This window comes from Stenotrophomonas beteli (assembly GCF_001431665.1).
Lineage (GTDB): Bacteria > Pseudomonadota > Gammaproteobacteria > Xanthomonadales > Xanthomonadaceae > Stenotrophomonas > Stenotrophomonas beteli.
In genome coordinates this window covers 18,798-44,829 of the sequence record NZ_LLXV01000031.1, presented here as the reverse complement: position 1 = coordinate 44,829, position 26,032 = coordinate 18,798, and the positions used below count along the sequence as shown (strand labels likewise).

The 26,032-nt window shown below is 64.3% G+C and carries 24 protein-coding genes; 13 read left to right on the top strand and 11 right to left on the bottom strand.

The genetic code is table 11. From position 1 onward, the window contains the following. The 10 genes from ARC23_RS08005 to ARC23_RS07960 form a co-directional block, all read right to left on the bottom strand. The coding region (locus tag ARC23_RS08005) for a type VI secretion system Vgr family protein (RefSeq protein ID WP_152985232.1) at positions 1-1,167 on the bottom strand (1,167 nt) is incomplete at its 3' end. A 118-nt stretch (positions 1,168-1,285) separates the two neighbouring features. Then, a complete protein-coding gene (locus ARC23_RS08000) occupies positions 1,286-1,636 on the bottom strand; it encodes a hypothetical protein (protein ID WP_008268344.1) in 351 nt (116 codons plus the stop codon). Between the two features lie 23 nt (positions 1,637-1,659). Beyond that, positions 1,660-4,413, bottom strand: a complete 2,754-nt coding sequence (tssH, locus tag ARC23_RS07995; RefSeq protein WP_057496764.1) for a type VI secretion system ATPase TssH — start codon at positions 4,411-4,413, stop codon at positions 1,660-1,662. A 66-nt stretch (positions 4,414-4,479) separates the two neighbouring features. After that, positions 4,480-5,571 carry a type VI secretion system baseplate subunit TssG gene (tssG, locus tag ARC23_RS07990; protein ID WP_057496763.1) on the bottom strand — a complete coding sequence of 364 codons (1,092 nt, stop codon included), beginning with the start codon at positions 5,569-5,571 and terminating at the stop codon, positions 4,480-4,482. Next, a complete protein-coding gene (tssF, locus tag ARC23_RS07985; RefSeq protein WP_057496762.1) occupies positions 5,535-7,370 on the bottom strand; it encodes a type VI secretion system baseplate subunit TssF in 1,836 nt (611 codons plus the stop codon). The genes tssG and tssF overlap by 37 nt, the downstream gene beginning before the upstream one ends. Further along, entirely contained in the window at positions 7,370-7,858 is a 489-nt protein-coding gene (tssE, locus tag ARC23_RS07980; RefSeq protein WP_057496761.1) for a type VI secretion system baseplate subunit TssE, read from the bottom strand. The genes tssF and tssE overlap by 1 nt, the downstream gene beginning before the upstream one ends. A 127-nt stretch (positions 7,859-7,985) precedes the next feature. Next, positions 7,986-8,483 (bottom strand): Hcp family type VI secretion system effector, encoded by a 498-nt coding sequence (locus ARC23_RS07975; RefSeq protein ID WP_006465355.1) that lies wholly within the window; start codon positions 8,481-8,483, stop codon positions 7,986-7,988. Between the two features lie 146 nt (positions 8,484-8,629). Continuing rightward, positions 8,630-10,120, bottom strand: coding sequence for a type VI secretion system contractile sheath large subunit (tssC, locus tag ARC23_RS07970; RefSeq protein WP_057496760.1), 1,491 nt, complete (start codon positions 10,118-10,120; stop codon positions 8,630-8,632). 3 nt (positions 10,121-10,123) lie between these two features. After that, complete coding sequence (gene tssB, locus ARC23_RS07965; RefSeq protein ID WP_057496759.1) at positions 10,124-10,624, bottom strand: type VI secretion system contractile sheath small subunit; 501 nt, start codon at positions 10,622-10,624, stop codon at positions 10,124-10,126. A gap of 30 nt (positions 10,625-10,654) precedes the next feature. Further along, a complete protein-coding gene (locus ARC23_RS07960) occupies positions 10,655-11,278 on the bottom strand; it encodes a tetratricopeptide repeat protein (protein WP_107230865.1) in 624 nt (207 codons plus the stop codon). A 239-nt stretch (positions 11,279-11,517) separates the two neighbouring features. Here ARC23_RS07960 and tssJ point away from each other — a divergent pair, with 239 nt between their 5' ends. The 13 genes from tssJ (at position 11,518) to ARC23_RS07900 (ending at position 24,898) form a co-directional block, all read left to right on the top strand. Beyond that, positions 11,518-12,141 (top strand): type VI secretion system lipoprotein TssJ, encoded by a 624-nt coding sequence (tssJ, locus tag ARC23_RS07955; protein ID WP_238985214.1) that lies wholly within the window; start codon positions 11,518-11,520, stop codon positions 12,139-12,141. A gap of 214 nt (positions 12,142-12,355) precedes the next feature. Then, complete coding sequence (gene tssK, locus ARC23_RS07950; protein ID WP_057496757.1) at positions 12,356-13,690, top strand: type VI secretion system baseplate subunit TssK; 1,335 nt, start codon at positions 12,356-12,358, stop codon at positions 13,688-13,690. Further along, positions 13,690-14,481, top strand: coding sequence for a type IVB secretion system protein IcmH/DotU (icmH, locus tag ARC23_RS07945; RefSeq protein WP_057496756.1), 792 nt, complete (start codon positions 13,690-13,692; stop codon positions 14,479-14,481). Before tssK ends, icmH begins: the two co-directional genes overlap by 1 nt. Positions 14,482-14,491: 10 nt before the next feature. Beyond that, positions 14,492-19,078 carry a type VI secretion system tip protein TssI/VgrG gene (tssI, locus tag ARC23_RS20400; RefSeq protein WP_080393051.1) on the top strand — a complete coding sequence of 1,529 codons (4,587 nt, stop codon included), beginning with the start codon at positions 14,492-14,494 and terminating at the stop codon, positions 19,076-19,078. Continuing rightward, positions 19,075-19,674: a DUF7738 domain-containing protein gene (locus tag ARC23_RS07935; protein ID WP_152985231.1), complete on the top strand. Its 600-nt coding sequence runs from the start codon at positions 19,075-19,077 to the stop codon at positions 19,672-19,674. Before tssI ends, ARC23_RS07935 begins: the two co-directional genes overlap by 4 nt. Positions 19,675-19,703: 29 nt before the next feature. Further along, positions 19,704-20,333, top strand: coding sequence for a PoNe immunity protein domain-containing protein (locus ARC23_RS20395; RefSeq protein WP_203226348.1), 630 nt, complete (start codon positions 19,704-19,706; stop codon positions 20,331-20,333). A gap of 61 nt (positions 20,334-20,394) precedes the next feature. Beyond that, a complete protein-coding gene (locus ARC23_RS07925; RefSeq protein WP_057496753.1) occupies positions 20,395-21,489 on the top strand; it encodes a hypothetical protein in 1,095 nt (364 codons plus the stop codon). Between the two features lie 160 nt (positions 21,490-21,649). Next, a complete protein-coding gene (locus ARC23_RS07920; RefSeq protein ID WP_057496752.1) occupies positions 21,650-21,997 on the top strand; it encodes a hypothetical protein in 348 nt (115 codons plus the stop codon). Further along, positions 21,994-22,617, top strand: a complete 624-nt coding sequence (locus ARC23_RS20745) for a DUF7738 domain-containing protein (RefSeq protein WP_152985230.1) — start codon at positions 21,994-21,996, stop codon at positions 22,615-22,617. Before ARC23_RS07920 ends, ARC23_RS20745 begins: the two co-directional genes overlap by 4 nt. A 95-nt stretch (positions 22,618-22,712) precedes the next feature. Next, the gene (locus ARC23_RS07915; protein WP_057496751.1) at positions 22,713-23,039 is read left to right on the top strand and encodes a DUF7738 domain-containing protein; all 327 of its coding nucleotides are present in this window, start codon (positions 22,713-22,715) and stop codon (positions 23,037-23,039) included. Positions 23,040-23,181: 142 nt separating this feature from the next. Next, positions 23,182-23,805 (top strand): DUF7738 domain-containing protein, encoded by a 624-nt coding sequence (locus ARC23_RS07910; RefSeq protein ID WP_057496750.1) that lies wholly within the window; start codon positions 23,182-23,184, stop codon positions 23,803-23,805. A 16-nt stretch (positions 23,806-23,821) separates the two neighbouring features. Beyond that, on the top strand, positions 23,822-24,478 hold the full coding sequence (locus ARC23_RS07905; RefSeq protein WP_152985229.1) for a M949_RS01915 family surface polysaccharide biosynthesis protein: 657 nt from the start codon (positions 23,822-23,824) through the stop codon (positions 24,476-24,478). Positions 24,479-24,592: 114 nt separating this feature from the next. After that, entirely contained in the window at positions 24,593-24,898 is a 306-nt protein-coding gene (locus ARC23_RS07900; RefSeq protein ID WP_057496748.1) for a hypothetical protein, read from the top strand. A 117-nt stretch (positions 24,899-25,015) separates the two neighbouring features. Here the strand turns inward: ARC23_RS07900 and ARC23_RS07895 are convergent, their stop codons facing one another. Continuing rightward, on the bottom strand, positions 25,016-25,900 hold the full coding sequence (locus tag ARC23_RS07895) for a hypothetical protein (RefSeq protein WP_057496747.1): 885 nt from the start codon (positions 25,898-25,900) through the stop codon (positions 25,016-25,018). Positions 25,901-26,032 lie beyond the last annotated feature (132 nt).

Here is a 26,032-nt window from a genome sequence, read left to right as displayed (position 1 = left end):
GGAGACCTCACCCGGTACATCGCCGTAGGCCAGCCCGGACAGTGCGCCCGGCAGCGCAGGGGCGGCCACGCTGGAGGGGCCCAGGGTCTGTTCCAGCGCGTCGAACACCTCGGCATCGAGGTTGTTGCGTGCCTGGTGGTGCACCGACAGGCACAGGAACTGCGCATCCTCGCCCACCTGCGGATGCTGCGACAGGTTGAAGCGCGCGCCCGGCGCCAGCGCCCGCCATTGGCCAGCGCCTTCGATCGTGTGCGCGCGCACGCGCAGCGCATCCAGATGCTGCTGCGCGCGCCGCTGGCCGCGGGCGTTGTCCTGCCAGCCATACGGGCCGCAGGTGTCGCGATCGACGATGCCCAGGTCGTTGCCCTGCCCCGCCTCGGCGCTGGCCTGGCGGCGTTCCAGCGTGCGGTAATCCCAGGTCGCACGCTCGACCTTGCCCGGCCGCCAGCGGTGCGCGGTGGACCACTGCTGCACGCTGTCGCTGCGCTCGCTCTCGTCGCGGCGATGGAAGCGCACGCTGCCCAACTCGGCCGTGTCATGGCTGTGGTCGGCCAGCACCAGGGTGTGCGTGCCGAAGTCCGCACCGCCGGGCTCGCCGGCATGCTCGAACCAGTAATAGATGCCCTCTTCGGCCAGCAGGCGCTGGACGAAGGCCAGGTCGCTTTCCTGGTACTGCGTGGTCAGGCTGCGCCGTGCGTACTGGCTGGCGTCACCCAGCGACCAGCGCCAGGCCGGCGCCAGCCCGCTGTAGTCGGCAAACAGGTCTTCGACGATCTCGACCACGGTCTTGTCGTGGAAGACGTAGCTGTCCACGCGCTGCGAGAGGAACGCCAGCCAGGGTTGCAGGCGCAGCCGGTAGCGGGCCAGGCCGCCGTTGCTGCCCAGCCGCTCGGCGGCCGTGATGCGGCCATGCAGCGGGCGCACGCTGCCATCGGCCTGTTGCAGCTGCAACAGCGCGCCCTGCCCGATCAGCGGTGCCAGCGCCAGGCCGGCGTCCAGCGACAAGGCGGTGATCGTCCACTGGAAGCCGAGGCCGTCGATCTGCTCGACGCCATCGAGGGTTTCGGCGACCAGCACGTCGCTTCCCAGCGACGTGTGCAGCCGCAGGAAACGCTGTGCGTGCGAGGGGCCGGCCAAAGCCGCCCGCAGGTTGTTTACCAGGTCCATGGTGTTTTCCCGACGTCCCCTACTTCAAGGTGGTCTGCATGCGACGTGCGCATCGGTTGCCTCCGCTTCGGCTTCCGCGCGGCCAGCGTCCCGACCGGGGCGCAGGCACGCACGGCCATCAGGCGGCCTGGACGATCTCTTCCAGCTGCAGGCGCACGCCCTCGCTGATCTTCAGGCGGTAGTCGCGGCCACCGGCGGTGATCTGCAGCTCGCGCACGTTGCTCACCAGCTGCGGCTTGCCAACCACCGGGGCATCCATGTGGATGCGCCAGGAACCGCGGCTGATCTGCGCGGCGATGTTACGGGCATCCTGGCGGGCCGCCGGTACGGCGGTGTCCAGCAGTTCAATCACATGCTCCGGGCGCAGCCGGTTCCAGGCACGCACGCGGTCCAGTTCGCGGCCCAGGCCCAGCTCCAGGCTGTCACAGTGGTTGAGGGCCGCTTCGCGGTCAAATCCATAGAATTCCATCAGCGTTCTCCTTCTGCTCAGTGTCATGACACTTTGTATTTGAAGTCACCCTTCTTGCCGGCGGTGACCTTGATGGCGTTGATCCGATTCCCTTCGGCCATTGCCGCCAGCACGCTCTCGGCGATTTCCGGCAGCAGGGTTCCATTGAGGATGTGGTCAACGTTGCGCGCACCCGAGTCCACTTCGGTGCAACGTGCAAGCACGGCCTCCACCAGGCTGTCGTCCCAGCTGAAGGTGGCCTTGTGATTGGCGATGACGCGGTCGCGGATGCGGCCGAGCTTGAGCGTGATGATCTGCGCCAGCACGTCATCGTTGATCGGGTAGTACGGCACTACCTTCAGGCGGCCGAGGAAGGCCGGCTTGAAGGTGCGCATCAGTACCGGACGCAGCGCTTCGGACAGCGCCTCGGCATCGGGAATCTCTTCGGCCGGCTTGTTCAGGCAGGCCTGCATGATCTGCGAGGAGCCGATATTGGAGGTGAGGATGATGAGCGTGTTGCGGAAGTCGATCTCGCGACCTTCGGCGTCATCCATCATGCCCTTGTCGAACACCTGGAAGAACATCTCCAGCACGTCCGGATGGGCCTTCTCGACCTCGTCCAGCAGCACCACGCTGTACGGGTTGCGGCGCACCGCCTCGGTCAGCACGCCGCCTTCGCCGTAGCCCACATAGCCCGGCGGCGAGCCCTTCAGGCCGGACACGCTGTGCGCTTCCTGGTACTCGCTCATGTTGATGGTGACCAGCTTGCGCTCGCCGCCATACAGGATGTCGGCCAGGGCCAGCGCGGTCTCGGTCTTGCCGACACCGGACGGGCCGACGAACATGAACACGCCGCGGGGCTTGTTCGGGTCTTCCAGCTTGGCGGTCGCGGTGCGCACGCGCTGGGCGATCGCATCCAGGGCATGGTCCTGGCCGATCACGCGTTCGACCAGCAGCGTGCCCAGGGTACGCACGGTGCGGATCTCGTCCTTGACCATGCGGCCCAACGGCACGCCGGTCCAGGCCGAGACGATTTCGGCGACCACGGTGCCATCGACCTGCAATGGCACCATCGGGGTCTCGCCCTGCAGATCGCGCAGTTCGGCCTGCAGACGCGCCAGTTCGGCATGCTGCGGCGACAGTTCCGGCTTGGCCTTGCCACGCTTGGTGGCCGGCTTGGCCACGGCCACATCGCCATCCGCGTCGTCGGCGGCTGCGTCGGACTCGCCGGTCCCGCCGCCGCCCTGCTCCAGCTGCTGGCGCAGTGCGGCGATCTGGCTGGCCAGTTCGCGCTCGCGGCCCAGGCGCTCCTCATTGCTGGCCAGCACCGCCTGCGCTTCGGCCTGCTGCGCATGCAGCTCGGCCAGGCGTTCAGCATGATGATCGCTGCCACCGGCGGTCTCGCGCTGCAGTGCAGCGATCTCCGCCTGCAGGCGGTCCAGGTGCTTGCGGGTGTCTTCGATGATGGCCGGCGTGGCGCTCTGGCCCAGCGCAACTTTGGCGCAAGCGGTGTCAAGCACGCTGACAGCCTTGTCCGGCAGCTGGCGGCCGCTGATGTAGCGGTGCGACAGGCGCACGGCTTCGGTCACCGCCTCGTCCAGCACGCGGATGTTGAAGTGCGATTCCATCAGCCCGACCATGCCGCGCAACATCGCCGCGGCCAGTGCCTCGCTCGGTTCCTCGACCTTCACCACCTGGAAGCGGCGGGCCAGTGCGGCGTCCTTCTCGAAGTACTTCTTGTACTCGCCCCAGGTGGTGGCGGCGATCGTGCGCAGTTCACCCCGCGCCAGCGCCGGCTTGAGCAGGTTGGCCGCATCGTTCTGGCCGGCGGTGCCGCCGGCGCCGATCATGGTGTGCGCTTCGTCGATGAACAGGATGATCGGATGCGGGCTCTTCTTGACCTCGTCGATCACGTTCTTCAGGCGGTTCTCGAACTCGCCCTTGACGCTGGCACCGGCCTGCAGCAGGCCCATGTCCAGGGTGTGAAGCTCCACGCCCTGCAGCACGTCCGGCACATCCTTGTCGGCGATGCGACGGGCCAGGCCCTCGACCACCGCGGTCTTGCCGACGCCGGCCTCGCCGGTCAGGATCGGGTTGTTCTGGCGGCGACGCATCAGGATGTCGATCACCTGGCGGATCTCGCCGTCACGACCGATCACCGGGTCGATCTTGCTGTCGCGCGCCCGCTGGGTCAGGTTGGTGGTGAACTGGTCCAGTGCCGGCGTCTTCGACAGGCCGCCCTTGGCTTCACCCGGCACCATCTCCTCGCCCTGGCCGCCCTCGCCCGGCGCCGAGGCGTCGGCAAAGCGCACGGTCTGCACCGCTTCCTGCGAGCCTTCGGTGAGCTTGGCGAAATCGTGCTTGAGCTCATCGCGCTTGAAGCGCACGAACAGCTTCGAACCGCGGTAGGCTAGCTGCGAAAGGTCCGGTTCGGTCAGCAGCGCCAGCAGCAGGTGGCCACTGCGGATGCGGGTGGTTTCCGAATCCAGCGAGGCGATCAGCCAGGCGTGCTCGAACAGCTTGGGAATGTGCTGGGAGAACACCGGGGTGCGGCTGTTGCCGGTCTTGAACTGGCTGATCTCGTCGTTGAGGTCGCGTTCCAGCGATTCGGGCAGGATGCCGCTGCGCCGCGCGATCAGCACGAAATCGCTCTGCGGCTGTTCAAGCAGGGCCAGGAACAGGTGCTCCAGGTCCACCTCGTAGTTGCCGCGCGCCATGCACAGGTTCGCTGCCCGTTCGGCGGCCAGCCGGCAGGTGTCGTCCAGTTTGCTGATCAGGGTCTTGAGGTTGATGCTCATGCGGAAACGCGCACTCCTTGCTGGAACCGTTCGGGGGCCGGCGGCACGGACGCTACCGGCGCTGTGTCATTGCAACGTGTGGATGCCATAGGTGGTGTCCTCACGGGAAGTGGTCTGCGCCTGCGTACAGAGGTAGCTGTCCCAGCCAAGGCGGACGCCACCGCCACCGCCGAGTGCGCTGCCCTGCACATCCTCGGCGCGCAGCACCAGCCGTACTTCATATTCCAGGATGCCGCCGGTCAGCAGCGACAGCCATTTGCTGAGCGCCTCGGCGGCACTGCCACCGGGCAGGAATGCATCGAACTGATCGCGGCGCAGCGGACCGATGCGCAGGCGCAGGCGCAGGTCGCGCTGCCAGACCCGGTCACCGGCCAGCGCACTGGCGCCCAGCACGGCGTTGGCCTGGCCCAGGCGGGTGGCCTGCCCCGCCGGCACGCGGTACCAGGCGCCGACGAACTGCTCCAGGTGCAGCGGCACCTGGAAGTAGTCCGACAGCACCCGCTGCATCAGCATCGCCGATACCGGGCGCTGCCGCACCGCACCCGCGTAGTAGGCCACGGCCTGGTCGAAGATCTCGCCCTCGCCTTCGTGCAGGCGGTCACGCAGCTCGCTCATGCCCATGCCGAGCAGCGACAGCACCAGCGGCAGGAAGCGCTCGCGGCGATCCAGCTCGTACTGCAAGGCCAGGCGATGCTTCTTCCAGGCGGCGTAGTGCAGCGATACCGCGCGGGTGGAGAAGATATCCAGGAACGCGCGGGCGGTGCGGTCGCGCTGGTACAACTCGCGCAACTGCAGGGTCTCGGTGTAATGCAGCGGCAGCGCGCCGGCAGTGCCCAGCAGGCCCATGAACTGCGGGGTCAGGTGGACTTCGGCCAGCTCCTCGCCATGCAGGGCCTGCTCGATGGCTTCGCGCCCCTCCAGGCGTTCGCCCTTGAGGGAATAGACCTCGCCGTCGGCCGACAATTCGGTGGCAGGGAAACCCAGCGACAACGAGTTGCGGAAGCGCACCCGCATCGGCACCGCCTGCCCAGGCTTGACGCCCTGCCGTTGGAACACCTGCTCCAGCAACCGCACCGCCTGGAAGAACTGGAAGCGGTGCGGTTCGGTGAGCAGCTGCTGGGCTACGCCAGGATCGATTCGCCGCTGCGCGCTGGGCATCGGACGATCTCCTCTCCGCTGTCGCCGGACACCAGCACCAGTCGGGTAAAGCTGTTGGCATGCACATACAGTGCAAAGAAGTGGTCCATCACCTGGGCGAACGCGGCCACACCGGTGCCCACGAAATGGGCTTCATTGAGAGTCAGGCGGATTTCCAGGCCACGCACCACCGAGGCGAACTGACGGCCATGCATCCAGGTCGTCACCGGGGTCTGCTGCAGTTCAAGGATGCCGTCGATCTGCCGCGCCGATACGGTGCTACCGGACAGGTCGTATAGGCGCAGCATCTCCTTCAACGCCGGCAGGCCACTGGCGGTCAGTGACAGCTGGTTCAACGACAGGTGCGAGATCAGGCGCCATTGCGCGTTGCGACCATGACGGAACCGCAGCGGCTTGCTCGGCTTGCGCAGCAGGCTGATCGCCCTGGCCGGGCTGCCACCTTCGATGTTGAGGTCGCCACCGGCGACGCCGAAGGCGAGCTGGTTGGGCAGGTCGCGGTTGCTGCAGGTCAGCTCCAGGCTGACCGTGTCGGTCTGCGGCAGCACCGGGTTGAACGAGAGGTCGACGAAGCTGATCTCGGTCTCGAAGCCCGGACTCTGCCGGGCGATGTCCTCATCGCGGCGCGCTACCCAGTACTGGCCGGTGCGCTCGGGATCCTCGCCATGATGCAGCGAATAGAACGGACGGAAGGCCTGGATCAGTTCGCCCTGCGGTGTCTGCCGGATGCGGTGCACCGAATCGATCGAATGCACCTCGTAGGCGAAGGCGCGGCGCGCGTCTGCCAGCACCGGATAGTTCACCGTGCGATGGGTGACCCGGATCGGCTCGCCGCTGGTCTGGAACAGGTTGACGATGGGGGTACAGCCCAGGCGCAGATTGTGCGGCCCCAGCTCTTCCAGCACCATCGTGTTGTCACGATCCTGGCCCTGTGCCTGCAGCACCAGATGCAGGGTGAAGCGGCGGCTGGCACTGGCGGTCAGGGCCGGCAGATGCAGGTCGACGAAACCGAACTTTTCCGGATACGCGAACAGTTCGGTCAGCAGCCGGTAGGCCGGATGCGAGCGCGCCGGGAAGTCGATCAGGGCTTCATCGTCGGCAAAGCCGACCGGGCTCAGCGGCACGCTGTCCAAGCGGCGCCAACGGCCGTCGCCATCGGACTCCACATAGGCCGCCTTGACCCCCAGCATCAGCGCATCGCGCAGCGCGGCGCGCACCGACGGCTCACCGTCGAGGAACAACCGCAGACGATCGGTGCCCAGCTGGTGGAAGCCGAGCTGGTCGGACAGCAGCTGGAAGCCCATCGAGATCTGGCCGCCGCTGCCGGCGGGCAGCGTGGTGGCCATCGGCGCATCAGCCACGCTGCGATACACCACCTGCTGCACGCCGACCGGCGCCAGCACCACGTCGTAGGCGGTGCGGAAATCGCAGGGGACACCCCGTACCGGGCGACTCTGCAGCGCGGTGCCGCGCGGCACGCGCACCGGCGCGCTCAGCTTGGAGGCCACGCCTTCCATGTCGAAATGGGCGATCGAGCAGGACGGAAACGGACGCAGGTAGTGCGGATACAGCACGTCCAGCAGCGCGTCGGTGAACTCGGGATAGTCATCCTCGATGCGCTTGGACACACGCGCACTGAGCAGCGCGAATGCCTCGATCAGGCGCTCGACATGCGGGTCCTGGCTGCCTTCGGCAGACAGTTGCAGGCGCCCGGCGATCTTCGGGTAGCGCTCGGCGAACTCGCGTCCGTAGCGACGGAGATAGGCCAGTTCACGTTCGTAATAGGGCAGCAGGTCCTGCATCAGGCAGCCTGCGTGCGGCGTGCGCGGGTGACCTGGTACTGCAGGGTCGACGGCTGCAGCATCGCATCGAAACTGACGGGCTCGCGCGCCGGCTCCAGGTCGAGCAGTGCGTGGATGGTGAAATGCAGGCCGCCGGCGAACTGGTTGCCGGCATCAAGATGCACGTTGACGTTGCGCAGGCGGCGCTCGTGGCGCGCCACGGCCTGCTCCAGCGAACGGCAGATGGCCGCCCGGTCGTAGGCGTTGGCCAGGCTCATCGCGGAGAAATCGGCCAGCCCGTAGGTCAGCAGCGATTGCCGGCAGTTGGGAAATTCCTTCATGTCGCCTTCCTGGAATGCGGCGCGCGAATTCAGCAGCCCTTCCAGGTCGCGGGCAATGGACTCCTTGTACTGCTCAAGCGAGACGGACTTGAAGACCGGCCCGGCGCCCGGTTGCTTGGGGGCGTCGTCGAACAGTTTTTCCAGCAGGCTGGGTTCGAGTCCCTTCATCAGGATAATCCACTCAGGTTCGGCATCCGTGCGGGCGGCAACGGTGCAGCAAAGGCGAGGCCGATCCTGGCCCCACCCGGCGATCAGACTGCGATGGCGCACTAGGCGCCATCGCAGCGACACAACATCACACGGTGTAGTTCGGGATGTTCTTGGTTGCGCTCCACTGCGCCACGGTCTTGCCACCAACGCCGCCTTCCGGCTTCTGCTGCTGGTAAGTCCACTTGATGGCGCCGAAGCTCAGCTGAACAACTTCCTGCGGCATGCCTTCCTTGTCCACCGTCGTGGTGACGCGGTGGACCAGCACGTTCAGCAGCTCGACCGTGTAGTAATTGATCGCGTTGCCGTCCTTGTCGGCGCGCATGAACTGGATCTGCGCCTTGGGGAAGGTGGTGCCGTTGGAGGCGGCCTGGTTCAGGGCCGTGGAGGCGAGGTCGATCGACTTGGTGATTTCGATCGGGGACAGGTTCACGCGGGCAGCGGTGGTGCCGCCGGAGGTCGACGCGGTGGCCGAACGCGGCTGCAACAGGTCCTGCGAGAACGACTGGATTTCGATCCAGTCCTTGTGCTTGTCGTCGTGCGACTCGCCCTTGATGGTGTCAATCGAGAGGAAAGCGTGCTGCATATCTGGTCTCCTAAATTCCGTTCTTCCGTGAGATTTGATGTGCCAGGCGCGGGCCTGGCGGTTAAGGGGGGCTACGCCCTCTTGAAATAAGCGTCACTGCAATCCGGGGAGCGGACTCCCCTGGACGCTTCAGTTACAGCAAACCGTTACGACTTTTTCGCGGACGCCGGCAGTTCGGCGACCAGACGCAACGAAACAGACAGCTCATCGAGCTGGAAATGCGGCCTGATGAAGGCCACCGCGCGGTAGACGCCAGGCTTGCCCGGCACCTCCGAAACCTGCACAGATGCTTCGCGCAACGGGAACTGCGCCTTGGCTTCCTGCGACGCGTTGTCGTCCAGCAGCACGTACTGGGCGATCCAACGGTTCAGGAATTCCTCGACGTTGCCCGCCGAAGCGAAGCTGCCGATTTTCTCGCGCATCATCGCCTTGAGGTAATGGGCGATGCGCGAGACCGCGAAGATGTACTGCAGCTGCGCAGACAGGATCGCGTTGGCATTGGCCGAATCGGTGTTGTACTTCTTCGGCTTCTGTGCCGACTGTGCGCCGAAGAACGCGGCGTAGTCGGTGTTCTTGCAGTGCACCAGCGGCATGAAGCCGAGGTCACTGAGTTCCTTTTCACGACGGTCGGTGATCGCCACCTCGGTCGGGCATTTCAGCGCCACCTCACCATCGTCGGTACGGAAGGTGTGGGTGGGCAGATCCTCGACCAGGCCACCGCCTTCCACGCCACGGATGGCGGCACACCAGCCGAAGCTCTCGAACGCCTGGGTCAGGCGCGCACCCATGGCGTAGGCGGTGTTGCACCACAGGAACTTGCTGTGGTCGGCCGCTTCGATCTCTTCGACGAAGTTGAAGCCCTCGACGGTGGTGCCGTCTTTCGGGTTGTACGGCAGGCGCCCGAGGAAGCGCGGCATGGTCAGGCCCACGTAGCGGCTGTCCTCGCTCTCGCGGAAGGACTTCCACTTGGCATATTCGACGGTGTCGAACACCTTGGCCAGGTCGCGCGGCTTGCCCAGGTCGGTGAAGGTCTCCAGGCCGAACATGCCTTCGCTGGCAGCGGAGATGAACGGCGCGTGCGCCGCGGCGGCCACGTGCGACATCTGCTCGATGAAGTACATGTCCTCCGGCTGGCGGCCCAGGAAGTAGTCACCGATCAACGCACCGAACGGCGCACCACCGAAGGTGCCGAACTCTTCCTCGTAGACCTTCTTGAACAGCGCGCTCTGGTCGAAGTCGATGGCCGACTTGAAATCCTTCACCAGGTCCTTCTGCGGCGAATTGAAGACCTTGATCTTCATGTTCGGGCCGGTGGAAGTCTGCTGGCACAGGTAGTGCAACCCGCGCCAGCTGCCTTCCAGCTTCTGGAACGCTTCGGCGTGCATGACCGCGCTGAGCTGCTCGGAGATGATCCGGTCGATCTCGGCGATGCGGGCATCCAGGGTGAGGTTGAGGTTGTCGGAGACCACCACGGTGCCGTCCAGGACTTCCTTCGCCAGCGCGGCGATGATGTCCTTGGCGCGGTCATGTTCGGTCTGCGACTTGGCGACCTTGCTCTTCTCGACGATCTGGTCGAGCAGGCCCACCTCTTCGGCAACGGCGGCCTGGGTGGCCAGTTGGCTGGCATCGGCTGACATCGGTCAGTCCTCCTTGGTCACGCCGAGCTTCTTCAGCTGCTCGGTGTTGTTGAGCACATCGGTCAGCAGGTCTTCCAGCTTTTCGTTGCCGGCCAGCTTGTTGCGCAGGTCGGCCAGCTTGGTGCGCGACTCGAGCAGGCGACGCAGCGGCTCGATCTGCTGCACCACCGCCTCCGGGCGGAAGTCCTCGATGGAGTTGAACTTCAGCTCGACGCCGAATTCGCCGCCGTCGTCACTGATCTTGTTCGGCACGCGGTACACCGCGCGCGGCGCAATGCCTTCCATCACCTCATCGAAGTTGTCCAGATCGACGTTGACGAACTTGCGATCCTTGACCTTCGGCAGCGGCTGCTCCGGGTTGCCACTGAAATCGCCCATCACGCCGACCACGAACGGCAGTTCCTTCTGCTCGATCGCGTCGCCCTTCTCAACGTCGTAGGTGAGCTGGACGCGCGGCGGGCGGATCTTCTGCAGCCGCTTCTGGATGCTTTCCTTCTTGGCCATGAGTGTCTCCTGACTGGGGCCGGTTCCGGATCAGTTGCCGATGTTCTGGAACGGATCGGAGGTGTTCGAGCGGGCGGCAGGCTTGGCCGGCTGCGTCGCGGCGGGCTGGGCGGCGGCGGCCGGAGCGACGGCACGACCGGCGCGGGTACGGGCGCGCGGCTTGGGCTTGGGCGTCGGATCGAGAATGGCGTCACCCATGGTGTTGCGCAGGGTGGTGGCCAGGGTCTGCGCTTCCTTGCGTGCGGTGTCCGACGCCAGTGCGCCACGGCCCTGCAGGCGGGTCAGCGACTGGTTGGCGACACGGAAGCCGGCGACGGTGATCACACCATCGGCCACCAGATCGTTGGGATCGCGCTGGAGCACTTCTTCCGCGGCAACGATCGCACGGGCGTACTGGCCCTGGTCGAACTGCAGCTGTGCGATGCGCACCCACGGCTCCTTGCGCGTCGGGTCGGCCTTGGCGGCCAGCTCGAACGCACTGATCGCGGCATCGGCGCCGCCGGCGGTGACCTGCGCCTCCGCATTGCTCAGCGTGGTTTCGAACGGCACGACCTCGGCCTTCTTCGGTGCCGATGAGCAGGCCGCCAGGCCCGACAACATCATCAGCGCGAACATCGGCCGGTACACAGCCTTCCCCATTGCCTTCACTTCCATAGTGATCCCTCGTCGAAATTAGTTCCTAAAGGGAGCCGAATCTCCGCCGATACAACGTACGGGATTCCTGCCCCTGTCGGCGGCAGTGTACATTCGCGAATACGCGTCGGTATAGTGAATTTCGTCAAGAATATGGCGAATTTGATAGACACACCCTTCACATCCCAATGTGATATCCGCGAGCAGACACCGTTATACGCGCACCTTTCACCCCCGCACTCCGAGCCCGCCGACTGCACATGAATGCGCAACTTTTCCCATTCCACCGCGTGATATCCGTCACGATTTTCTCCCTGATCATCACCAGCTCACTGGCCGGATGCGCCAGCGACAGCAAGCTGGGTAAAGCGATGGACAAGACCCTGCAGGCGGTCGGCATCCGCGAGGAGAAGCCCGAGGCACCACCGACGGTTCCGCTGCGCCTGTATGCCGGCAGCAACCTCAACGCCGGCAATGACAAGCGGGCCACCGCGGCGGTGGTCAAGATCTACCACCTTCGCAGCCTGCAACGCTTCGAGCAGGCCCCCTTCAATGCCTTCCTGGACCAGGCCGGCGAGCAGGCTGCGCTCGGTGCGGACCTGTTGTCGGTCAACGAAGTGGTACTCACCCCCGGTGCCCGGCAGGAATTGTCCGAGCAACTGAGTGAAGGAAGTGCAGTGCTCGGCGTGGTCGCCCTGTTCCGCGCCCCGGCCGAGAATCGCTGGCGGCTGGCCTTCGATACCAAGGGCAAGACCCTCCCCCAGGACGGTGTCACCATCGGCGTGCATGCCTGCGCGCTGACCAGTGACAGCAAGGCCCTGTTGACGCGCATTTCCGGCGATCCGGGAAGCCTTGCCTCCATCCGTTGTGCAGGAGCGAAGTAACCCCGTGCCGGAATTCTGGCACTCGATTTCGCCGATGCGATAGTATCTCCAGCGCAACGTCTGCCTCCGCGCGCTGAATGTGCGATTCAATTCACACTTTCACATTGCTGGACAGGGGTTCTCGCCGCAGCGAAACGCGAGACGGCGGGACCAGCCGGCAGGGGCGATTTTCTCGAGCTATTTCCAAGGATTGAACGTGGCTTATGTAAGCAGGATGTCGAAGGTTCTCTGGGGTGAGGGATTGTTCCTGCGCCCCCAGCATTTCCAGCGCCAGGACGCCTATCACGAAGCACGGTTGCAGGATCTTTCGCAGACGCTGCATCCGTATGCCTGGGGCGCTCGGCGGGTTCGCTTCGATCCTCATGCACTGTCGGGCGGCACCCTGCGCCCACTCGACCTGTCGGCCTTGTTCCCCGATGGCGAGACCTACGATGCGCCGGCCCACGACAGCCTGCCCGACGCGGTCTCGCTGCAGGATCTGCCACCCGGCGTGCAGTCCACCGTGGTCTACCTGGCGCTGCCGCTGCTGCGCGACGATGGTGCCAACTGCGCTGACGCCGAAGGCACCGCACTGGCCCGCTACCGCCAGGCCAACCGCGACACGCAGGACCTGTTCACCGATGCGGTGGAAGCCGAGCTGGCCTTCCTCAGCAAGGCAGTGAAGCTGCTCACCGACGACCAGCCGCGCGATGCCTATGCCACCGTGCCGGTGGCGCGCGTACGCCGCACTTCCAGCGGTGGCTTCGAACTGGACGATGAGTTCATCCCGCCGTGTGCGCAGCTGCAGGCATCGCCCTTCCTGCACCGCGAACTGCGTGCCGTGCTCGACGCGCTGCAGGCCAAGGTGGACGCGCTGTATGGCCTGCACCGGCAGACCTCGCAGAACATCATCGAATTCCGCTCCGGCGACATTGCTTCGTTCTGGCTGCTGCACACCATCAACAGCTCGTTCAGTGCACTGGCGCACCTGCTGCACCATCCGCAGCTGCATCCGGAGCGCCTGCACCAGGAGCTGCTGCGCATGGCCGGCGCGCTGCTGACGTTCTCCAACGCCTACCAGCTGGGCGACCTGCCGGTGTATCGCCACGACCAGCCCGAGGCCTCGTTCCGCAAGCTGCTGGAGATCGTGCGCGCCCTGCTCGATACGGTGATCTCCACGCGCTATTTCAAGATCGCGCTGAACGAGATCAAGCCGTCCTACCACCTGGGCCGCCTCGATTCGCAGCGGATCGATGGCAATGCGTCGTTCTACCTGTCGGTGTCGGCCTCGCTGCCGGCACAGGAACTGATCCAGAGCGTACCGGTCCGCTTCAAGGTCGGCGCGCCGGACGACGTGGAGAAGTGCGTGCTGTCGGCGCTGCCCGGCGTGAAGCTGGTGCATGCCGCGCAGGTGCCGGCGGCGATCCCGGTGCGCCCGGGCAGCCATTACTTCGAACTGGACGCGCGCGGCGCGCTGTATGAGCGCATGCTCAAGGCGCAGTCGGTGATGATCTACGTGCCGGCCGGCATTGCCGAGCTGAAGATGGAACTTGTGGCGGTGACCTCATGATGAACTCTCCCCTGCCCCCGACCCCGGGCCCGATGCCGTCGCTGACCGCCAATGGCGCGATGGTGAACCCCACGCCGCAGGCGGCCAATCCGCAGAGCCTGCAGGACCTGATGTCCGACGGCTTCTACCTGCTGCTGCTGCTCAAGCGCGGCCAGCTGCCGCACGATGCCGAGAGCTTCGTGCAGACCGTGCAGAAGTTCCTCGATGGCGTGGAGCGCAACGCGATGCGCATGGGCGTGGCATCGGAGGATGTCTACGCCGCCAAGTATGCCTTCTGCGCCGCCGTGGACGAGGCGATCCTGTCGCAGCCGTCGCCGCTGCATGAGACCTGGGAGCGCAATCCGCTGCAGCTGCGCCTGTTCGGCGAGCACCTGGCCGGCGAACACTTCTTCGATCGCCTGGAAGAACTCCGGCGCCAGGGCGCCGCGCGCCTGCCGTCGCTGGAGGTCTACCACTATTGCCTGCTGATGGGCTTCGAAGGCAAGTACCGCCTGGAAGGCACCGAGAAGCTGGGCTACCTGACCGCGCGTCTCGGCGATGAAATCGTCTACCTGAAGGGCAAGCGCCACGGTTTCGCACCGCACGCACTGCCACCGGACAACGTCCGCCACAGCCTGCGCCGCGTGGTCCCGTTGTGGCTGCCGGCCGTGGTGGTGGGCTGCTTCGGCATCGTCGCCTTCTTCGGCATGCGCACCTACCTGGGCCACGAAACCCGCCAGCAGCTGGCCGCCTACAACGACGTGGTGCAGATGCCCGAGCGCACCGCCCACATTACGATCACCCTGCCATGAGCCTGATGATATGGACATCCCAAGCTCCTCACTGCTCGCATCCCTCGCTTCGCTGTCCCACCGCGAACGCCTGATCCAGCTGAAGGGGCCTGAGGAAGGCCTGGTCGTCGAACGCTTCGAAGGCACCGAATCGGTCTGCGGCGACAACCGCCTGCAGATCGACTGCCTGTCCACCGACGCGTTCCTGGACCTGGAGCCGTGGCTGGAGCAGCCGCTGACCCTGCAGCTGCGCCAGGCCGACGGCGCGCTGCGCCAGTGGCACGGGCTGTGCACCGAAGCGGCGCAGCTGGGCAGCGACGGCGGCCTGGCCCGCTACCGCCTGATCCTCGAACCGTGGACCGCGCTGCTGCGCCTGCGCCGCAACGCGGTGATCTTCCAGGACCTGGATACCCGCGCGATCTGCGAACAGATCTTCGCCGACTACCCGCAGGCGGTGTTCCGCTTCGACGTGCAGGCCGAACTGCCGGCGCGCGCGATCACCACCCAGTACCGCGAGACCGACTGGGCCTTCGTCACCCGCCTGCTGGCCGAGGCCGGCCTGGCCTGGCGCATCGAGCAGGCGCAGGGCGATGAGGCCGCGCACACGCTGGTGGTGTTCGAGCCCGGCGCCGAGCTGCCCGATGTGGGCCGCGTGCGTTTCCATCGCGCCGACATGGCCGAGGCCAGCGACGGCATCACCGCCTTCGCCGAGCGCCAGCAGCTGGTGCCCAACGCCAGCACCGTGGCCAGCTGGCACAGCGAGCAGGTTGGTGCCGTGGCCGCGCACTCCAGCGCCGATGCCGGCACCCTGCCCGCACTGGAAGTCTACGTGCAGCCGCGCGCCGGTCGATTCGCCCAGGCCGGCTGGGCCGACGCCGAAGCACAGGCACGGCTGGACGCGCTGCGCGTCGGCCAGGTGCTCTACAGCGGCAGCGGCAGCGAGCGCCAGCTGGCCGCTGGCAGCACCTTCACCCTGGCCCAGCACCCGCAGCACGAAGGCCAGGCCTTCCAGCTGCTGGCGGTGCAGCACGTGGCGCTGAACAACCTTGACCAGGGTATCGCCGAGCTGCTGGGCAGCCCGGCGCTGGAGCGCGGCGCCTACCGCAACAGTTTCCTGGCCACCGGCGCCGGCGTGCCGCTGCGCGCCCTGCCGCAGGACCGGCCGACCCTGCATGGCCCGCAGACCGCCCGCGTGGTCGGCATCGCCGACACCGCGGTGACGCCCAACCGCGAACACCAGGTGCGCATCCAGTTCGGCTGGCAGCGCGGCAGCCAGCCCAACCCGGGCGGCCTGACCGACACCGGCAGCGCCCAGCCCGGCCATGCGCCCGGCGACCACACCAGCGGCAGCTGGGTGCCGGTGGCCGAATGGGTGGCCGGCCCCAACTGGGGCACCGCGTTCCTGCCACGGGTGGGCAGCGAGGTGCTGGTGGAGTTCCTGCACGGCGATATCGACCAGCCACGCATCACCGGCCAGCTGTACAACGGCGAGGTCGCCCCGCCCTTCGGCGGCGGCATCGACGAAAACGCGCGCCACCCCGGCGTGCTCAGCGGCCTGCACACCCAGGCCCATGACGGTAGCGGCACCCAGCAATGGGTGATCGACGACACGCCCGGGCAGCTGCGCACGCGCCTGCACAGCTCACTGGCCGACAGCCGGCTGGAGCTGGGCTACCTGATCGCGCACCAGGACACCGCCCGCGGCGCGCTGCGTGGCGAAGGCTTCGAACTGGCCACGCAGGGCTGGGGCAACGTGCATGCGGCCGAAGGCCTGCTGCTGTCGGCCAGCGCGCAGGAGCGGGCCGCCTCCACGGTGATGGACAACGCCAGCGTGGTGGCCCAGCTGAAGGGCGCCGAGCGCAGCCTGGAACAGATGCAGCAGACCCTGGCCCAGCAGCAGGTGCCGGGCTTGGCCGAATTCGAGCGCACCAAGCAGTTGCGCGAGCAGATCGACCCGCAGGCGCAGGGGCGCTACACCGGCGAAGTGAACGGGCAGAGCGCGATGAAGCCCGGCAGCGATGGCCGCAGCCCGGGCGACCAGCCGGTGGAGCGTCTGGCCAAGCCGCTGCTGCTGGCCGAAGCACCGCACCACGTGGCCTGGACCACGCCAGCCAGCGCGGTGGCCTACGCCGGGCAGAACCTGCAGATGACGGTGCAGCAGGATCTGCACATCAGCGCCGGCGAGACCATCGCCACGGTGTCCGGCGAGCATGTCTCGCTGTTCGCGCAGAGCGGTCCGCTGCGGGTGATCGCCGCGCAGGGCCCGGTCAGCCTGCAGGCCCACGATGGCGAACTGGAGCTGCTGAGCGACCAGGCGTTGACCATCACCGCCACCGATGACCGCATCGATGTGCTGGCGCAGACCAAGGTGGTGCTGCAGGCCGGCAGCAGCGCGATCACCCTGGAGGGCGGCAACATCACCTTCAGCTGCCCGGGCGAGTTCAAGGTGAAGGCGGGGGAGCATCCGTTCATGGGGGGCAGCAGCACACCCGCCAGCCTGCCACCATTGCCCGCCTTCACGATCAAGCCCGATCCGGGCCGCACCTTCGAGAGCACCTTCGCCTACGACCAGCTGCGCAGCATTGCCGCGCAGTCGACACCGGTCGAGTTCGTCATGATGATGGCGCCGACCTTCGGCTTCGATGTCCCGGCGCGGACCTACATGAAGCTGCAGGACGCACTGAAGGATGGCAGCCTGCAGGCGCCCGAACACAAGGTGATGGCCGGTGCGCCCTACCCGGCCGACTACGACAACAACAAGCGCATCATCCGCGTGAACAGCATGGCCGCTGACCGCGCAGCGACAACCATCGAAGCGTCACGCGAGCTGCTGGCCGTGTTGCTGCACGAATTCGGGCACCACGTCGACAACGTGCTGCGCAACGATCTGGCCGAGAAGGACGCGAACGGCAAGCCGACCCTCGCTGCAGATAGCGGCAAGGAAGAAGGCACGGCACTCGCCTACCGCCTGGCGTTCTTCGACCTGGAAGGTACGCACGAAACCGAATACGCGCAGTACACCTCTCCCGAGTACAACGGTGCGTTGAAGGTGAACTATGCCGAGGTGCAGGCGGCACTGAAGCAACAGGGGCCGGTCGCACAGGAGACCAACAAGAGCGAGGATGGACGCTACGAGGGGTTCAGCGCGGGTGATGGACAGAACCATGACAAGCGGCCGAACGAATCGTTCGGGCATCGGTCGATTGAGGCGGTGCTTCAGGACGCCCGATTCTCGCCAATTGAGCGCCAAGCAATCTATTTTGGCAACTGGCTCAGGGACTATTCCCAGCTCCTCGACCCCAAGATCGTGCGTCCTCCGGGCCTCCCGAAGGACCTCGGGAAGTACCTTTCCCGAGCTGCACTCACCCAGATTGTCGATGTCCTGGCAGGCAGTGAGTTCCACGACCTTCGATACCAGAACCGCGCTGAGTTTGGCGTAACACCGGCCCGCCTCGGGGTATACAAGCCAAGCGAGCATATCGACAACCCAAAAAACATCAAACCCGAGCCAGCAGACCCGAAAACCATCGACAAAGACTTCGAGCCTTGGGTCACGCCCGGAAGTGCTCTTCTTCAGATAGACCCGAAAACCTCGATGAAGCGCTACATCATGCGCTCCAGAGACTTCATGTCTTCCGAACTGAACACGGCAATCTCGATGGGCAAGACACCCGATGGCATGCGCCATTTTGGCTCTGCCCTGCATGTTCTTGAGGACTACTTCGCACACTCCAATTTCTGCGAACTCAGCTTGAGAAAGCTCGGACACAGCACCGTGCTGCCTTGGACATCGACTGCCAATTGCACTCATCGATACCCTGTGGTGACTGGGATGTTTGGCTCGACCGACGTCATCGCAAGCCTGGCCGAACCCATTGCTCACAAGCTCTTCGGCGTAGAAAGCTGGGAGTTCAAGGCGAGCAAGCCTGGCGACCGTTCCGACGGCGAGAAGATCATGCTGATCCTTCTTTCCGAGCACAGCGATCAGCGTTACTACAAAGCGTTCCAGGATTTCCTCAAACTTCGAGACCGCATTGCACGAATCCCTGGACATGAGTATCTGGAACGGGCTGGCTGGATCGCCAGCGCGCCAATGCGCGCGGTGCTCAACTGCTACAACTTCGTCTATCAACAACTCCTGCTGCTCGTAGGCAACAGTGTGGACGACGCGCAGACGATGTTCGATTCCGACCCAAACAAAAGTGGGTCAACCGACCCCAGCCATTCCCAGCTGGCAAAGGACCACGACGTCCATCCGCTGCATACATTGGCTGCTCAGCTGGCGCGACAGGCCGTCCTCCAGGTTGGGCAAGCAATGGCAGGGCGATGGCGGGGCGATGCATCACGTGATCCGGTCAAGATCGCACAGTCCTATCTAGTCCACCCCAATGATACGAACTGGCAGGATGCGACTGTTGCCGCTTGGGCCAAAGGGCACGCTGCGGCGATACGGCGCGCCTCGTCCGCCACCGAACTTGAGCACCTGCACGAGGAACATGGAAAGCACGCACTGGAGAACATCCGTCGCGTGGGTCGCTATGGTTCAGACAGCTGGGACTACATCACTCGCTTCTATGAAGACCTCTTTGGCGAGAAGAATCAGGTCAAGACCAAATGATCAAGAGACATATACTCTCAACCATTCTCCTCTTCCTGATTTCAGGCTGCGATGCTGCGCCACATGATTCCGGCACAATCCGGCAGCCAAGAGTGGAGTTTGACAAGGGCTCGTTCTCCATCAACGGCAAGAATGCAAGAATTGGTGCCACCACTGCAGAGTGGATTTCCGCGCTTGGAACGAATTACAGATACGCCGACCCGAAATCTGCTGACATGATGATCTGGGACGACCTAGGCATATTTGTCTATACCGATCTACCAAGGAAGGATCAAGTCAGCAGCGTTGCTTTTGCTTTCCACAAAAATCCCACCGCGGATCTTGCCTTACCCGGCACCGGACAGGCCATCAGACCCAAACGAATGTTCAACGGCGAGGTCGTCATCGGCAGCGGACGGTTCAACGCTGACATGAAGATTGGCGACATCCCGGCCGCGAGCAACATGACCTTTGAGGTTCACTGCAGCAGTGGCATTGCTACATGCACCACGAACCGGGTTGATGGCTCTTCTCGTGGCTACTCGATCTACTTCACTGTTGATGAGAAGCGGTATGACAGCGTTCCCTACACCATAGAAATCAGCCGCGCACTTTAGCGATCTCCGGCCAATCACTCATGATGCGTATGGCCAACTCGAACACGGATCGAGGCGCACACCCCAACGGCGCAGAGACACTCAGCCCACATCACTCCCAGTCGACAGCAGCACTGGGCATCCACGACGGTCTGCTGGAACGTCTGGTCGCTCCGTGGGCTCCAGGCAGACCCATCCCGGATACAGCAACCCGTCATCTGCCCTACCGCAAGCTGTTCAAAGTCTTCGATGCCGCACCCGACAAGCGTCCGGCGCTGATGGCGACCTATCTGGACGAGTGGTATCACGCCAGCCGGCGCGAACCCTACATTGACCAGCACGGCGAAGGGGACATCGCCTTCTATGGCTACTGGTCCTGGGAGGCTGCGGCGACCACGGTCGTTCTCGGCATCGACGATTCAGGCTATCGCGACATGGCGTTCTATCCCAAGGATCTTGCTGACTACGCGCGCCAAGCTGCGTCAGGGGTGGGCGGTGAGGCACGCATCAGGCGCGTTGCTGCCGGCGAGCTGTGCCCCCAGGAGGGCTGGTGGTACACCCCTGCCCAGGGCAGCCGACGTTACTTCAAGCGAGGTGACATCTTCCCCACAATCAACAGCGACTGGGGTGACACCTTCTGGCTGTGGGCCGCGGACCAGACGCCGCTGACGATGGGTTGAAGCACACCTCATACCGCACCCTGCTCTTTCTGGAACTGCCCGATCAGAAGCATGCCCCCCTATGGAACTGAATCCGTGGCACAAGCGCCAAGCCGCCCTCATCCATCATTTCACCTCGATGGACTACCTGAAGGGCCTGCTGCCGCAGATTGACAGCCTGCTGGCCATGACCGACCAGATGCTTGATGAGCGCTCGCATCTGGATACTGCTGGCAGAGCCTTGGCAGGCTGGGAGTCCCAGGATACGGCCTCGCACTTCTCGACGTACGCCTTTCCGGCTCTGATGGAGTTTCGTGAAGGCATCATCAAGGACATAGCACTGCGCTCAATCGAGCAATACAGTGTCGCAGGCGAGCATCAATGTGCGCGCATGCTGGAGGAATACGCTTACCAGATGGCCTGGGCTACACCAGAACAAGAGAAACTGTTCCACGAGACCGCAGAAAGAACGTTCGATTATGCTCGACAACTATCGCGGATCGTTGCTCGTCCGTCGACCATGGATGATTTTGTTCACTGGCATCTATGGAACGAAGGAGTCGTCAACACTCACCGAGTACCTAAATTTCGCATCCGAACCGACATTGTCGTACGGACCAACCAAGTTCCTCCGCGAAGTGGGATCTACGTTGCGAAAGACGACCCCATGGTTTCACTTCAGTTTGCCTGGACAGGCGGCTACGGAGAACTGTGCCCAGCAATGGCCCTCAACGATACTGGAAGGGCGGTCCTCAAGCAGGTTGGGCGCGAAGGACTCTGGGGAGATACAGTAGCGCTGTATCGCTTCCTTGATGCAAATCGGCATCTTGATCCCTATGGCTGGTCCGACGTTCGAAGCGATCTGATGGAGCTGGCACCGTCAGCGATCGCAGTTTCGTCCTTCGATATGAAAGACTGCGAATGGTATTTTGTCGAACCCATCCCTGATGCATTCGAAGATATCGACGGCAGCTACGCCGGCACGGATCAGCCGGACCGCCGGCCGGATCGAGTCGCCGCCGGCAAGCGGGTTCCTGTGGCCGGCTGGTGGTACACGCCTGCACAAGGGAGCCGGCGCTTCTTCAAGGAAGGCGATGTGTTTCCCGCCATCAACAGCGACTGGGGTGACACCTTCTGGATCTGGGCCGCAGACCAGACGCCGCCGACTATGGGTTGAAGCGCCGTATGACATGACCAAGGCCTATTGCAGAATCCTGCATGGATAAGCAATAGGCTCGACGACGCGCAGACAATGTTCGATTCCGACCCAAACAAAAGTGGGTGAACCGACCCTAGTCATTCCCAGCTGGCAAAGGACCACGACGTCCATCCGCTGCATGCATTGGCTGCTCAGCTGGCGCAACAGACCGTCCTTCAGGTTGGGCAAGCGATGGCGGGGCGATGCATCACGTGATCCGGTCAAGATCGCACAGTCCTATCTGGTTCACCCCAATGATACGAACTGGCAGGACGCGGCTGTTGCAGCTTGGGCCAAAGGGCACACTGCGGCGATACGGCGCGCCTCGTCCGCCACCGAACTTGAGCACCTGCACGAGGAACATGGAAAGCACGCACTGGAGAACATCCGTCGCGTGGGTCGCTATGGTTCAGACAGCTGGGACTACATCACTCGCTTCTATGAAGACCTCTTTGGCGAGAAGAATCAGGTCAAGAGCAAGAAATGATCAAGAAAACTCTCCTGCTTTTGTTTTTTGTTCTTGGACTGGGAGCCTGCGACTTCGGGCATCCTGCAGCCTCAGCTACCGACACTCCCAAAGGAGCAAGCCCACTGGCTTTCCAGGATGACCACGTCAAGTACAACGGCCAGCGTCTGGATTTCACTCAGAATCTGTCCAGTTGGATCAAAGTACTTGGCTCTAATCATCGGACCGCGTTCCCCAATGACCCTAGCATTGTGGTCTGGGACGACCTGGGCATCCGTGTCTACACCGATTTCCCCAAGAACCAACGTGTGGTAACAGCATCAGTTACCCTACGCGGAGAGCCAGAGGATTCGCCGTCCTATATCCCGCCCGGCGAAGGCGTTCGACCACGCCGGGACTATGCCTACTCAGTACTTGTCAATGGTGTCCTCGTAAGCAAGAACACTCGCGTAGGCGACGTCGCACATCTGAGTGGAGGTCGGCTTCGCATTGACTGCAGCCGCGGCATCAGCATCTGTGGCGCGAGCAGGAACGATGACAATTTCATTCAGATAAAGACGTATTTCGGAGTGGATGACCGACGGTACGACAGCACGCCCTACGTCATTGAGTTCGGCCCAGGCCACAACCCGCCTGAATGAGGCCTCCCCAACGCCATTGAGGCGATGGTGTGCTGTCGTTATCGCCACCAGACCACCTTCGATAGCTTGACTTGAGGGGACGGACCAGAGTCAAGATGAACTCAAGATTCCTGCTCACGATGGCGCTTTCATTGATCTTCGCTGCATGCAGCGCCGCACCTCAGGATGAGCAGACGAAGCAGAAGCCAGCGGCCGTTTTCGAGAACGGCTCGATCCTCATCGGCTCGCAGCGCGTTGAACTTGGCGCGCCCGCCGATGCTTGGATTGCCGCGCTGGGAAGCAGCTACCGTTTCGCCAATCCTGAAATCAGAAGCATGATCATCTGGGATGATCTTGGAGTCGCCGTCCATACGGATTCCACGAAGGATCGCCATGTGAAATCAGTATCCTTCATACTTCGCCCGCCCCTGGAATCATCTTGAGAGTATGAACCTGCAGGTGTAGGCGCGCAGCCGCGACGCGAAAGTCGGCCTGCACCATAATTGAACGCAGGGGTGTTCGAGCGGTTGCAGCGCGCGGATACACGAAGACCTACTTGGCGGGAGAAGCCGCTCAGGAGCAGGAATGATCAGGAAATTTTTGCTTGCCCCTCTGCTCGTCCTCGGCATCGGCGCGTGTAGCGATGCACAGACGGCAGGTCCTGCACGAGAGGAGGTCAATCCTGCGGCGCACCTGGCGTTCAACGAAGACTACGTCGAGTACAAGGGGCGACGTCTGACTTTCAAGCAGGATCTTGCCGCCTGGGAAACGGTACTGGGGCCCGCACATCGCAATGCGCTTTCGGACGCCCCGGACATCGTTGTCTGGGACGACCTGGGCATTCGTGTCTATACGAACTACCCCAAGGATCTGACGGTCCGTACCGTCGCCGTTACCCTGAAGGGTCTGCCGGAAGACGCGCTGGCCTACATCGCACCAGGTGAGGGCGTTCGTCCCCGCGCAGACTACGAGGGCCCCGTCTCACTCAGTGCGGTGACCGTGGACAGGAATACACGGGTCGGGGACATCGCGCGGCTGAGCAACGATCGGCTGCGCATCGACTGCAGTCGCGGCATCAATCTCTGCACGGCAAGCCGCAAGGATGACCGGTTCATGGATGTCAGCACCTACTTTGGAGTCGATGATCGCCGCTATGACAGCACCGCCTATGAAATCGAATTTGGTCCCGGACGTGACGGCTCCCGCTGAGTTTCCAGTCAAGCCGATGACCTCTGTTCGCGTCACGCTGCTGTTCGTGCTGGCACTCGCATTGAGTGCCGCTGGCTGCCGCTCACGGCACGCGCCGTCTGCGTTGACGACCACGCCTTCCTTGCCCGAAACGGAACTGAAAGGCCTGTATTCGGGGACGCTGCTGAAGCAGCTGTCCTTCAAGGACAGCGACGGCCCGGGCCTGCTATTGCTTTCGCGCAGCGCGCAGACAGTGCCGGCGCAGGACGACGAACCACCGCTGGATCAGATAACCCTGCGTGCCGAGCTGTTCCGACGTGCGGACACGGCAGCGCCGTGGATGTCGCGGTGGAGCGTGGAGGATCCGATCCAATGCGAGGGGTTGGATCTGGACACCGGCTACTTCCTGGACCAGGTGACGGCCACCGACCTGGACCACGATGGCCGCGCCGAATTGACGCTGGCCAGCCACAGCTTCTGCGGCGGCGGCGTCGACCCTCAGCAACTGCGCATCGGCCTTCGCCAGGGCGAGCAGTACTACGAGGTACGCGGCGAATCGCTGGTGGAGGTGGCGGGCGATGAACCCTTCGGCGGCGAACGGGAGGACGACCCGGCGCTGGCATCGGCTGCGGCGCCGCTGCGCGCGCACATCGACACGGTGTGGGAAGCCATCAAGCGCGGCCCTTCGCCCTGACCAAAGCCCCGCCTACGGGCTGCGCAGGATGACGGCCGCGCCTTGATCGAGCGCATGCGACCACCACAGGCACGGTGCTATGGTGGCGCCATCATGATCGCTGGAGCCAAACCGATGACCCGTTTCTCCCCTGCTCGTCTTGCCCTTGCCGCCCTCGCCACGCCCCTGCTGTTGTCGGCCTGCGTCAGCACGCCCGGCCCGGAGGTGAAGGGCACGGGCCGCTGTGATGCCAGCCAGCTGGGCTGGGCGATCGGCCAGCCAGCCAATGAACCCAACATCCGCCGACTGTCCAGCGAAAGCGGTGCCGGCCTGGTCAACCCGATCGGCCCCAGCACCATCACCACCAAGGACATCCGCCAGGACCGCCTGCGCGTGTACGTGGACAAGAACAACATCATCACCGCGACCCGCTGCGAGTAAGTACCGCCACAGGTTTCTGTAGAGCCGAGCCCACGCTCGGCCGCCACTGAACAGCAGCCGAGCGTGGGCTAGGCTCTACAGAGAACGCGCGTCGGGCATGGGTCAGCGTGGCAGGGCTCAGGGTTCGGTATAGCCCGCACAGTCCGGCAGTGGCTGGTCGGGATGAAAACGGCCCTCACTGAAACGGAAAAGACGCGAATAGCTGCACGCCGGGTCCTGTTCGGTGCGCAGGTCCTTCTTCTTCAGAGGCCCCTTGGCCAGCGAATCCTCGAAGCGCGAGACACCGGCCGGAAACCGCGTGGCCACGGTCTGGTAGCGCAGTACCGGCATGCCCTCGGCCGCCGTCTCCAGCCCCAGCTTTGCCGAGAACCCATATTCGTCGTGGCAGGCACCGGCACGCTGCTTGATGTCCTGCTCGCTGAAGCAGGCGCGGATCATGGCGTTGCCCCGCCAGGGCACGGTCAGCACGTCATCATCCACCTGGATGCCGTCCTGCAGGTGGCGCACGCGTGCCAGCTGCAGCGTGGACGCATCGGCACCGCCGCCGGAATACATGCTGCTGAACGAGACGATGCCTCCCACCAGTACATTCTGGCGGGCCCGCTGCTGCGGGTCGGTCACAGGCTCGTCGCTGCCAACGCCTGGGGCCAGCCGCACGATCCACGGCCACAGCTTCAATTCGGCCTCCTGCGGCACGTCGATGCTGACGTGATAGCTGTTCGACTCGCCCTGGCCCGGAACCTTCTCCAGCACTTCCAGCGTGCTGGGCCGCTGCCCCTCCTCGGCCACCGGCTGCACGCGTACACACCAGGTGCCGTCCCGGGTGCAGTCATACAGTCCTGCCGGGCCCGTCTCCTGGGTGATCAGTACCTGCCCCAGCGGCTCCATCACGTTGCCTGCGGCATCGCGCTGCTGCGGCAGGATCGAAGACTGAGCCAGCGCCAGCAGCGGGCTCGCCAGCAGCGCGGCGCACACGGTGGCACGGGGAAGAACGGGGGGCATGGGCGGCTCCTGCGGTCGGGATTCCGATGGTAACCGTTGCCCGGGCAGAGTCGAGCCGTGCCCAACTTCGCCTTTGTAGAGTCGAGCCGTGCTCGACTGCTGTCTGTCGGGAAGAGCAGCCGTGCATGGGCT